The organism is Prosthecobacter sp., from assembly GCF_029946185.1.
Classification (GTDB): Bacteria; Verrucomicrobiota; Verrucomicrobiia; order Verrucomicrobiales; family Verrucomicrobiaceae; genus Prosthecobacter.
On record NZ_JAQSEA010000309.1, the window covers coordinates 1 to 11,425 of the forward strand.

General features: G+C 59.7%; 12 protein-coding genes. 3 read left to right on the plus strand and 9 right to left on the minus strand.

Annotation, left to right across the window (positions count from 1 at the left end; translation table 11 throughout):
- The 6 genes from PSV43_RS25300 to PSV43_RS25325 all read right to left on the minus strand — a co-directional run.
- Nucleotides 1-1,510, minus strand: a 1,510-nt coding sequence (locus PSV43_RS25300) for a vWA domain-containing protein (protein WP_300204345.1), incomplete at its 3' end; no start/stop codon positions are given.
- Between the two features lie 158 nt (nt 1,511-1,668).
- Nucleotides 1,669-2,619, minus strand: coding sequence for a DUF58 domain-containing protein (locus PSV43_RS25305; protein ID WP_300204348.1), 951 nt, complete (start codon nt 2,617-2,619; stop codon nt 1,669-1,671).
- Between the two features lie 39 nt (nt 2,620-2,658).
- Nucleotides 2,659-2,970, minus strand: a complete 312-nt coding sequence (locus PSV43_RS25310) for a hypothetical protein (protein ID WP_300204351.1) — start codon at nt 2,968-2,970, stop codon at nt 2,659-2,661.
- A 22-nt stretch (nt 2,971-2,992) separates the two neighbouring features.
- Nucleotides 2,993-3,211 (minus strand): hypothetical protein, encoded by a 219-nt coding sequence (locus PSV43_RS25315; protein ID WP_300204353.1) that lies wholly within the window; start codon nt 3,209-3,211, stop codon nt 2,993-2,995.
- Nucleotides 3,212-3,614: 403 nt separating this feature from the next.
- Nucleotides 3,615-4,631, minus strand: coding sequence for a MoxR family ATPase (locus PSV43_RS25320; protein WP_300204357.1), 1,017 nt, complete (start codon nt 4,629-4,631; stop codon nt 3,615-3,617).
- A gap of 225 nt (nt 4,632-4,856) precedes the next feature.
- Nucleotides 4,857-5,270, minus strand: a complete 414-nt coding sequence (locus tag PSV43_RS25325; RefSeq protein ID WP_300204360.1) for a hypothetical protein — start codon at nt 5,268-5,270, stop codon at nt 4,857-4,859.
- Nucleotides 5,271-5,327: 57 nt separating this feature from the next.
- Here PSV43_RS25325 and PSV43_RS25330 point away from each other — a divergent pair, with 57 nt between their 5' ends.
- Nucleotides 5,328-5,651, plus strand: a complete 324-nt coding sequence (locus tag PSV43_RS25330; protein ID WP_300204362.1) for a hypothetical protein — start codon at nt 5,328-5,330, stop codon at nt 5,649-5,651.
- A gap of 24 nt (nt 5,652-5,675) precedes the next feature.
- On the opposite strand, the gene PSV43_RS25335 is transcribed toward PSV43_RS25330, so the two are convergent.
- A complete protein-coding gene (locus PSV43_RS25335; protein ID WP_300204365.1) occupies nt 5,676-6,140 on the minus strand; it encodes a cupin domain-containing protein in 465 nt (154 codons plus the stop codon).
- 79 nt (nt 6,141-6,219) lie between these two features.
- Between PSV43_RS25335 and PSV43_RS25340 the strand changes: the two genes are divergently transcribed.
- Nucleotides 6,220-7,029 (plus strand): hypothetical protein, encoded by an 810-nt coding sequence (locus PSV43_RS25340; RefSeq protein WP_300204367.1) that lies wholly within the window; start codon nt 6,220-6,222, stop codon nt 7,027-7,029.
- A gap of 251 nt (nt 7,030-7,280) precedes the next feature.
- Here the strand turns inward: PSV43_RS25340 and PSV43_RS25345 are convergent, their stop codons facing one another.
- Both PSV43_RS25345 and PSV43_RS25350 read right to left on the minus strand, forming a co-directional pair.
- A complete protein-coding gene (locus tag PSV43_RS25345) occupies nt 7,281-7,646 on the minus strand; it encodes a Spx/MgsR family RNA polymerase-binding regulatory protein (RefSeq protein ID WP_300204370.1) in 366 nt (121 codons plus the stop codon).
- A 19-nt stretch (nt 7,647-7,665) separates the two neighbouring features.
- On the minus strand, nt 7,666-8,580 hold the full coding sequence (locus PSV43_RS25350) for an RluA family pseudouridine synthase (protein WP_300204373.1): 915 nt from the start codon (nt 8,578-8,580) through the stop codon (nt 7,666-7,668).
- A gap of 87 nt (nt 8,581-8,667) precedes the next feature.
- Between PSV43_RS25350 and PSV43_RS25355 the strand changes: the two genes are divergently transcribed.
- Entirely contained in the window at nt 8,668-11,088 is a 2,421-nt protein-coding gene (locus PSV43_RS25355; RefSeq protein ID WP_300204375.1) for a serine/threonine-protein kinase, read from the plus strand.
- Nucleotides 11,089-11,425: the final 337 nt, after the last annotated feature.

Genomic DNA, 11,425 nt, shown 5'->3' on the forward strand with positions numbered 1-11,425 from the left:
CCAGCACAATGAGCGTCCCCTTCCCGATGCGGGCGCTGAGAATAGCAGGCTGCCCATTGTCAAAACCAGCCAAGGTTTCGATCTTGTCGCCCGCGTCTTTGATCTCAATCTGCCGATGCTTCCAAAACCGCAGCTTGGTAAAATCACGCAGTTTCGGATCACCGAAAGGCTTGAGCAGCGGATGCTCCACTTTGACATCGGCCAGCATGCGATAGTCATCATTGGCATCCCCTTCCCTGACAGTGATGCCAGGAATTCCAGTGAGCGTTTGCAGCAGAGCTGCATCCGCAGGGGAAGTGGCGACCTCCACCAGAAACCCGCCCGCTCTCACAAAGTCGCGCAAGCCTGCGTACATCCCCACAGGCGGAGTTGCACCCGAGATGACGACCAGATCCGGCTTCTGCGCAGGCAGCGCCTTGCCCGCAGTCAGCACCGGAGCCAGCGTGGCAGTCGGCTGCAAAGCCCGCGCCAGATAATACAGCGGCGCAGCGGCTTCATCTCGCGTCGCCTCATCCCCCAGAAAGTGAATGCGCACCGCACGCGGCTGCGGCGGAGCGATGAACAGCCGGTTGTCGAAGTCGTACTTGTCGCCGCTGAGCGCGAGCGTCGTGGCGTGGGTGGAATTCGGCGGCGCATTGAGAATGCGCGAGGCCCCCGGCGGAATCTGCGCCGTGATGCTGTCGCTCAGCGGAGCCTTGTCCCACACCAGGGTAAAGTCCCGCAAAGCCGAATCCCGCGTATTGCTCAAACGAATGCGAATGAGCGCATCCGCATTCCCCTCCTCATCACGCGCCGCGAGAGCCATGGAAAAATTGTCATTCGTAGCGGGATCAAGTCGGTGAACGTTCAGCGTAAGTTCCGCAGGCCATGCAATCGTCCGCAACGCATCCAAGTGCGTTCCCTCCTGCAAATCAGTGATCAGATGAATGCGCTTTTTGAGCTTCGCCGTGCTGGCATCAAATGACGGCACAGCATCAATGAGCGCGCGATCCAACCCCGTACCGTTCCAACTCGGTGCCAGCGCCGCCAGCCTGCTTTGCAGCGCAGCACCGCGATTCGCCGGTGTATTGCGATCCTCCTCAAAACTCCACACCGTCGTGAGTCCCCGATCAAACACCGCCAGCGCCATGCGGTCAGTAATTTTCGCCGCTTTAAACAAACGCTCCGCCTCAGCCAGACCACGCTTCCACAAATCATCACGCCGCATCGAAGCACTGCGATCAAGCAAGATCAGCGTCGCTTGATTCGCAGAAGAAGCCGTGGCGCTTTCACTCTGCAAAAACGGCCGTGCAAACATCAGCGCCAGCAGGATCAGCGCAAGACAGCGCAGCAACAGCAGCAGCCAATTTTCCAGCCTCCGCTTGCTCACCGGCACCGGCGTGCTCACATCCAGAAACATCAACGTGCTGAACTCCACACGGTCCTGCGGTGGCCTGCGTCGCAGATGCAGCAGAATCGGCGCGATGATCGCCGCAGCACCCGCAAGGTATATTGGAAAGAGCCAGGACATGCAGATTAAAATGTTCGAAACACAAAAGGTAATCTCAGCAGAACTCGTCCTCGTCCTCCTACTCGATCACATGCCTTCGCAGGCAATAAAAAGCGACGATTCAAAAACAGATGTGTTGGCTTGGTTTGGAAAGTCATGGGGTATCAATTAAAAACCATTCATGTCGCAAAACGTGCCGCCGCAGATTTCGAAGCCTTCTTGCGTTGACGCGCGCTCAGGAAATTGAACAGCACCTCTTCCAACGGCTGATCCGTCGGACAAAAGTGATACTCCACATTATGCCGATCCGTCGCCGCCTGAATCGTCTCCCTGTGCGCCTGCAGCCGCTTCAAATAAGTTTCACGCACAAGCTGCGGATCAACAAACCGCTCCACCCCCGTCTCAGCATCCCGAAAGTGCGCGGACTTCTCAAAGGTGAAATCAATCTCCGCACGATCCATGACATGAAACAGCACAAGGTCATGCCCCATCGCGCTCAGCAGAGCCAGTTGCTTCTCCAAATGCTCCACCGGCGCCAGCAAATCCGTAATCAGACAGATCATCCCCCGCTTCCGCAGCAGCTCCGCCAACTGCCCCACCGAAAGCGCCAGCGACGTCCCCGCAGCCTTCGCCGGACGCTCCAGCTCCGCAATGATCCGCCGCAGATGCCCCGGCCGATTCCTCGGCGGCATGTGCTCCTCAATCCCATCCGCAAAAGTCGTCAGCCCCGCCGCATCCCCCTGCTTCATCAAAAACGACGCCAGCGTCGCACCCAGCGTCGCCGCATAATCCGCCTTCGTAAATCCCAGTGACCCAAAACCCATCGACTTGCTGTGATCAATCACCAGCTGGCATCTCAGGTTCGTCTCATCCTCAAACTTTTTGATGTACGTCCGGTCACTCCGCGCCAGCACCTTCCAGTCAATATAGCGCGGATCATCCCCCTGCACGTACGCCCGGTACTCCGAGAACTCGACCGAGAACCCATGATACGGACTCCTGTGCATCCCCTTCCACAACCCCTCCACCACCACCTTCGCCCTCAGCTCAAGCGACTTGATGCGCATAAGAGCCGCAGGATCGAGGAAGGATCCCTGTGAATTGCGTGAGGGTAATTGGACAGGATTCACAGGGTGACGAGATGATTAGAAATGTATTGTTTTCGCCGCTCAGCGTCCAGCTTGATAAAACGCATCGAGTTCTCGCTGGAGTTTCAAGTAAAAGAGAACGTCCGAATACTCACGAACAAACAAAAACAGAGAAACACACCCGGATACTCCGGCAAGGATCGCGATGTGCCTTGAAGCAGCGGCAACCGCTATTCCACACAAAATCACTTGAGCCAGATAAAGTTTAAGACGCTCTCCTGGGTACAGCATTCCGCTACGGACCACTTCTCCCAGCCAGAGGTAGCAGACAACGCCCAAACATGCTTTCGCTGCAATATTCGGAACCTTGGGGATTCTGGATTGAAGGTTCATGCGAATGGTTTAGCGCATTACATCAGCGTTGGGGGGTGCGGTAAAGGTCGTGATCGTGCTGCGCAGCTGCATCCGGCGGCAGATCGTCGGCAATCCCTGCGTAGTTGAGCATCCAGACACCCGCAGGTTGCCCGGCAGATGCCTCATCCAGCGTTTGAATCGTCACCATCGTCCCGTCCGCGATGACCACATCAGCAGGCAGCTTGATGCTGTGATTTTGAACCTGAGCGGTGATAGTCATGGCACAAGTATGCTTTCTGCAAAAGCCGTGGTAAGAACAGCCGTCATCTGCCAGATGCGCGCAGCGCCCGAGATCTTCTCGTTCCCTTCGTGCACCCTTACGCCACTCCGTCCCGCCACACACCAGCCCCAAAGGGGCTGCGTAATATAGCCCAGGGTCAGCCGAGCCTAGGCGAGGCGACCCTGGGTATCGATAAAAACGACCGGGAAGCAAACCCAGCACTCCGCCGCACCCAGCCTCCACCAGCAGCGTCTGCAACAAGCTCCGCCACACATTGGCTACGCGGTCACGCAGCGCTCCGACATCAACACAGCTCTCGCTGACCGCCTTTATCAGAGTGCCGTTCGTAGTAGTCATTTAAGTGCCTGAGGGATCGTCATTCGAATTTACTCATTGGTCATTGCTACACCTTCACCGTCTCCAGCAACTTCCCGATCACCTTCTCCACCGTCACACCCTCGGCCTCCGCCTTGTAGTTCACGAGAATACGGTGACGAAAAACCGGTAGCGCCATCGCACGAATATCTTCCACCGTCACATGCGTCCGGTTATGCAGCAGCACCCGCGTCTTCGCCCCCAGCACCAGATTCTGGCTCGCACGCGTCCCCGCGCCCCAGCTAATCCACTGGTTCACGAAATCAGGCACGCCCTCACGTCCCGGCCGTGAAGCCGCCGAAAGCCTCACCGCATACCGCGCCACATCTTCCGCGATCGGCACCTTCCGCACCACCTGCTGAAACGCCAGCAACTCCTCCCCAGTAAAAAGCCTCTGCACCGGCTCCCCCTTGCCCGAGGTCGTCTTCGTCACCACCGCCACCTCATCATCCTCGCTCAGGTAGTCGATCACAATGTTCAGCATGAACCGGTCAAGCTGCGCCTCAGGCAGCGGATACGTCCCCTCCTGCTCAATCGGATTCTGCGTCGCCAGCACAAAGAACGGCTCCGGCAGATGCATCGTCTTCCCGTTCACCGTCACCTGATGCTCCTGCATCGCCTCCAGCAGCGCCGCCTGCGTCTTCGGCGGCGTGCGGTTGATTTCATCCGCCAGAATCATGTTCGCAAACACCGGCCCCCGACTGAACACCAGCTTCCGCCCCTCCGGACTGTCCTCCAAAATTTCCGTCCCCGTAATATCTGACGGCATCAAATCCGGCGTGAACTGAATCCGTTGAAAGCTCAGATGGCACACATCCGCCACCGTCTTAATCAGCAGCGTCTTCGCCAGCCCCGGTGCCCCCGTGATCAAACAATGTCCCCCGCTCAGCAGCGCAATCAGCATCTCATCAATCACATGCTTCTGCCCCACGATCACCTTGCCCACCTCCGCAAAAAGCCGCTGCCGGGCGGTGGAGAGCAGTTCGACGATCTGACGTTCAGTAAGCGGGGCGGAAGACGGCGGAAGGTCAGAAGGAGCGCTCATGAGATAAGTGTTGTATCAAACAGCGCCCACGGTGCCAAGTTTTCATCCACCACGCAGGAACACAAGATTGATCGTTCAAGTGCGCGACAGCGTCCCCGGAGTGCGGCGCTTCAGCGCCGCTTTCGAGCGTCCCTGCCCTCTACTTCCTTCTCAGCAGCCCCAGGACACTCACACCTCGTCATCCAGCATCCAGCATCCAGCATCCAGCATCCAGCATCCAGCCCCCTACCTCGACCAAGCAGGCTCCGGCTCCCACGTCTTCTCCCCATGCCCCACCCCAATCAGCTCCGCATCCTCCTCTTCCTCGGTCGCCTCCAGCAGCGGCGCAAACCGCTCAGACCGAAACCCCAGCTCCTGCTTCACGCTCGAATGCGGATCATCCGGATTATTCAACTCCTGCAGCAGCAGCAGCAGATCAAACTCCGCCCCCGCCAGCTTGATCTCCGCATCATCGTTCACCACAAACTGCGGATTCGACCGCCCGGCACGCAGCGCACGCACCGTGTAGATCGTATCCTTCTTGGGCAGGGACTTGTAGAGGTCGAAGACCCAGGGTTCGAACTGATCGTCAATGCAGACAACTTGCTGGCCGGTTTTGAACATACGCACGCGATATAGCGCTGCGATGCACGATGGCAAGAGATTGACAGAGCAGGCTGGTCCCATTGTATCCTTCGGCGGCCACATTTCCAGACCATGAAAACGTTCATTCAAATTGCAGCATCCTTGATCGCATCATCCTTTCTCGGCAGTTGTGCCACCAATGACAATCCGCCGTGCCGCAAAGTGAGTGCGCAGGAGTTCATGCGACCCCACACGTTCAAAGGCATCGCCTCAGACCGCTTCATCGGCATCACCAAGCCAATAACGCCCTCCAGCAAATCCGGCAAAGCTTACAAAGAAATCTGGGAAATGGGCCTCTTTTATGGCTGGGCGGTGATTTGGATTCCAGTCGAGGAACTGCCGCCAGATTATATTGCAAGGGTACACCAGCAGCCGAACCGGTCGGAGAGGCGATGATGGACACGGCCCTGGGCGAAAAGTCTACGGATGAACGAAATGAATGCCGTGCTTCGCGGCAATGTCGGTGATCTGCGCCATATCAGGCCCGCCCTCCTTGGCAAATTCCTCAGCACATCGCGTGAAAAACGTCTCAAAGCCCGACGGCACCGTGGTGATCAGCATTTTCAGCGTCGTCGTCCCCGCATTGCGAAACGCATGCACCTCCCCCTTCGGCATAAACACCACGCTCCCCGCCGTCACCGCCGTCCAGCGCCCATCATGGAAGAACTCCGGAGAACCCTCCATCACATAGAAATTCTCATCCTCCAGCGTGTGGTAGTGCGGCGGTGGCCCCACCCCGGGCGGTGTCGTCTCGATCCACTGCGTAAAGCGCTCTCCCGTTTGCTCGCCAGTCAGCACAAACTCCACCTCCTCACCAAACGCACGAACGATCCGCCCCTGACCAGGCGGGGTGATGACAGGAATAGCGACGGCTGCGAAACTCATGATCTGAGATTCTAGCTCAACACAAGCCCCCTGCAACTTTCACGAAGCCATCGCGTTGAACAGCCAGCCTCAACACCTCATGAACCGCCTCTGCTACTTTCTCTTCGCCCTCCTGGCCGTATTCACCACCTGCTCCGCCCAGGTTCAGCTACCTCAGGGCATGCAAGCCCTGAACCTCACCGTGGACGGCGTCCCACGCAGCGGCTTCATCTACACACCGCCCACCGCCAAGGAAACGCCCACATCCGTCGTCTTCGTCTGGCACGGCCACGGCGGCAACGCCATGCAGATTGGCCGCAGTATTCCCATGTACAAACTCTGGCCCGAGGCCATCTCAATCTATCTCCAAGGCCTCAACACCCCCGGCCAGCTCACCGACCCCGAAGGCAAGAGACCCGGCTGGCAGCACAGCGCAGGCGCTCAGGAAGATCGCGATCTAAAACTCTTCGACGCCGTCCTCGCCCACCTCAAAGATCACTACAAAATCGACCCCAAACGCATCTTCTCCACCGGCCACTCCAACGGCGGCGGCTTCACCTACCTCCTCTGGCAGACCCGCCCAGATGTCCTCTGCGCCGTCGCCCCATCCGCCGCCACCTCCGTCCGCCTCAAAGACACCCCCTTCAAACCCAAACCCTGCATGCACATCGCCGGCACCCAGGACCCTTTGGTAAAATACGCATGGCAGGAGCTCGCCATGGCCAAGGTCAAACAGATCAATCAATGCGCCCCCGAAGGCACCCCCTGGGCCAAAGACAGCACCCTCTTCCCTTCCAAAGTCGGTGCCCCCTTCATCGCCTTCATCCATCAAGGCACCCACAAATTCCCCGAAGAAGCCCCCGCCTTGATCGCCAAGTTCTTCAAAGAACAAGCCGCCTCCGCAAACTAACGCGGCTCATCCAAAGAACGCGCCCTTTCCGGAAAGTACGACAGGCACTCCTGCCTGTCGATCAGCGCTCCGCAATCACCAGCCTTCTCAGACCACGCGCCAGCGTCCCCGGACTGCGGCGCTTCAGCGCCGCTCTCGATATAGCCCCTCCTGTCCGTCGATCAGCGCTCCGCCATCACCAGCCTTCTCAGACCACGCGCCAGCGTCCCCGGAGTGCGGCGCTTCAGCGCCGCTCTCGAACGTCCATCGGCTCACTCACCCACCAGCGCCTTCTCCCACTCCCCCTCCTTAAACCCCACCAGAAAAATCTGCCTCCCAGCATCCACTGCAAACGGCCGCTTCACCAGATTCCCATTCCCCGCCAGCATCCCCAGCGCCTCCTCCGTGCTCATCCCCGGCAGCGTATCCTTCAGCCCCAGACTCCGGTAATCCATCCCCGACACATTAAACAGCCGCCGCAGCTCCCCCTCATACGCCCCCAGCATCACCTTCAGCTCCCCCACCGACGGCGGCGTCTCCCGAATCGCCACCTCCTCAAAATCAATCGAGCGCTGCTTCAGCCACTTGATCGCATTCTTGCAGGTGGAACATCCGGAGTAAGCGTAAACTTTGAGCATGGTGTAAAAGAGGTGGCCGCTAGCTTTGCATGAGGTTCGTCCACCCTTCAAACTCCGCCGGCAGCTTCGCCATAAAAGCCAGCGGCTGATCATGGATCGGATGGTTAAACGAAAGCTTCCACGCATGCAGCATCAGCCGCGGCACCTGCACCCGCTGCTTCGCTGGATTCGCATAAATCGGATCCCCCAAAATCGCACACTGCAAAGACTCCCGCATGTGCACACGGATCTGGTGCGTCCTCCCCGTCAGCAGTCGGCACTGGATCAGCGCACACCCCTGGTCCACCGCCAGCTTCGTCCACTCCGTCACCGCATCCTTCCCCGCCCCATCCAGCAAATTGCTCATCCGTTTCCTGTCCACCGGATGCCTCCCGATGGAAGTCTGAAGCCGCCCCCCCTCCTCCTTCGGCACCCCGTTCACCACCGCCAGATAGATCTTCGAAATCCGCCGCTCCGAAAACGCCTCCGTCAGCCGCCGATGCGCGATGTCATTCTTCGCCACCACCATGCAGCCGCTCGTGTCCTTATCCAGCCGGTGCACAATCCCCGGCCGCATCTCCCCACCGATCCCGCTCAGGTCCTCAATGTGGTGCAGCAGCGCATTCACCAGCGTCCCGTCCGGATTCCCCTCCGCCGGATGCACCACCAGCCCCGACGCCTTGTCCAGCACCACAATGTCGCTGTCCTCATACAAAATCGTCAAAGGAATGTTCTGGGCCTTGATCTCCACCTCCGCTACATCCGGCACCGTGAGACTCACCGCATCCCCGCTCCGCACCGTGGCCCCCGCCTTCACGGCTTTCCCATTCAGCGTCGCATGCCCCTCCTTGATCAAGTCCTGCAAACGCGACCGCGACATATCCGGCAAACGCCTCGCAAGGTGTTTGTCGAAACGATCTCCAATATCCACTGTTTCACTGATGAGCCAATCCACCCGACAAACTCAAGATTCAAATTAATAAGGCAAACTGTAATTTCTGGCATATCCAATGCGTCCCTGCTACTGCCAATAGCCGTCACTTTGATTCTAGCCCCTCCAGAACAGTCCTTCCTCAGCACCTGCCCGGTGTGTCAGCGGCAGATCGATGTCACCTCCCTCGAGCCCTTCACCAAATTGAAGTGCCCCTTCTGCGGTCAGATGGTCCGCGTCCGCCGCCGCTTCGATCAGTTCATGATCGTCCGCCAGATCGGCGAAGGCGGCATGAGCCGCGTGTTCGAAGCCGAAGACGAAACCCTCGGCCGCCGCGTCGCCCTCAAAATCCTCAACCGCCAGTACTCCCGCGACTCCATCCGGCTCGAGCAGTTCCGCCGCGAGGCCCACATCACCGCCAACGTCACCCACCCCAACGTCATCAAGCTCTACTCCGTCGGCTATGACCAGGGCTACTTCTACATCGCCATGGAGCTCGTCGGCGGCGGCTCCCTCGAGCAGCGCATCCGCCGCGAAGGCCACCTCAAAGAAGACGAAGCCCTCCGCATCGGTCGCGAAGTCGCCGAAGGCCTCCGCGCCGCCCAGCAGCTCACCCTCATCCACCGCGACGTCAAACCCGCCAACATCCTCTTCACCGAGACCGGCACCGCCAAAGTCGTGGACTTCGGCCTCGCCCTCTTCGTTGACCGTGGCGGCGACCAGTCCGGCGAAATGTGGGCCACCCCCTACTACGTCGCCCCCGAAAAAGTCATCGAAAACAAAGAAGACTACCGCAGCGACATCTTCTCCCTCGGCGCCACCCTCTACCATGCCATGACCGGCAATCCGCCCCACAAGGCGGACACCAGCGCCATCGAAGACCTCCGCCGCATCAAGTCCAAGCGCGTCACCCTCGGCGAATCCGGCCTCCGCTTCTCCCCCCGCACCGAGCACGTCATCAACGGCATGCTCTCCTTCAACCCCGAAGACCGCTTCGCCAACTACGCCGAAGTCGTCGATGAAATGCGCCTCGCCGAAGGCCTCCTTGATCGCGGCAGCGTCCGCCGCCGCCTCGTCACCCGTCGCACCCGCCTCATCGGCCTCACCGCCGCCGCCATCATCGTCGCCTACGGCATCGGCTGGCTCCTCCGCGAAGGCGGCGAGCGCCGCAACGTCCGCGCAGCCATCCAGCTCGCCACCGCCAATGAGAGCGAACTCGACGGCACCGGCATCACCCTCACCGCCGACAAAGCCAACAAAAAAACCGTCTCCGAACGCTTCACCGAAGCCCGTCAGGCCATGCTCGAAGACCGGCAGTACGCCACTGCCGAACACAAATTCACCAAGCTCGTCGAATCCAAGGACATGCTCCAGCCCACCGCAAACTGGGCTCACTTCAATGCCTCCCTGTGCAGCATCATCCTCGGCAGTAAAAAAGAAGCCGCCGCCCATTTCGCCCAGCTCGCCACCACCCCAGACCTCAACGGCCTCGCCCCCTTCTTCGCCAAGCTCAAAGAGCGCATGTCCAAGAATTTAGGCCTCGGCACCCCACTCAGTTCCCTCGGCTACAAGACCACCAACGAAGAAATCCTCGGCTACCTCGTCCACGGCCTCGCCGAATGGCACTTTGGCGATGCCCTCCTCGGAGCCCAGGAACTCGAATACTTCCAGCAGCATCTCCCCGACACCAAGCAGGCCCCCGCCAGCACCCCCGCCGCCTCCCTCGACTGGCTCTCCCTCTACAGCACCCTCGTAGCCCGGTACACGCCCGACTTCGCCCTCGTCCGCACCGCCCTGCAGCCCAAGAATTCCGGCACCATCTCTGAGCTCCGCACCGCCCTCACCGAAGTCCAGCAGACCCGCAAAAAACTTAAAACCAGCGGCGCCTTCCTCAGCTTCATCAAAGACATGGAATCCGGCCTCCAGCGCGAGATCTCCCGCATGACCCTCGAAAACCAGCAGCAACAGCTGGAAGACGACAAAAAACGTCGCCAGTCCGATCTCGAGCTCCTCGCCGAAGTCAACGCCCTCGTCCCCTCCCTCGTCCAGGGCTACGACTACACCCGCGCCATCGACCTCCTCACCAGCACCCGCCTCGAAACCGCAGACGTCCGCACCGCCCTCGACGGCCGCCTCTACCTCTACACCCAGTCCCGCGACTTCATCCGCCAGCTCACCAACGACCTCGCCCGCACAGCCTGGACCGGCACCATCACCCGCCGCGAAGGCGGCCAGCTCACCGGCCGCATCACCTGCAACGCCGTCGGCACCACCATCAGCGTCAGCCTCGATCGCGGCACCCTCTCCCTCCCCCTCGACAGCCTCACCCCCGAGTCCCTCGTCGAGATCGCCCAGTCCCTCGGCACCCAAGTCACCGACTCCACCGACTACTACCGTCGTCAGGAAAACACCGCCGCCTTCGCCCGCCTCACCGGCCTCACCCAGCTCTCCACCACCATCGCCGCCCAGCTCATGGAAGAAAACTCCTCCTTCCGCATGCGCTGGATGAAAGTCATGGCCGCCGGCATCTAAAGTACGACAGACACTCCTGTCCGTCGATCAGCGCGCCCCATCCTCCCCGGCCCGCAAATACCCCTCGCCATTCGAGTCAATTCACGGCCACTCCCAACCATTCGCGTTGGAATCAGTGATTCCTCCATCATTAACCGCCGTCATCTGAAGTACGACAGACACTCCTGTCTGTCGATCAGCGCCCCCCCATCCTTCTCGGCCCCCAAATACCCCTCGCCATTCAAGTCAATTCACGGCCATTCCCAACCATTCGCGTTGGAATCAGTGATTCCTCCCGCATTATCCGCCGGCATCTGAAGTACGACAGACACTCCTGTCTGTCGATCAGCGCCCCCCC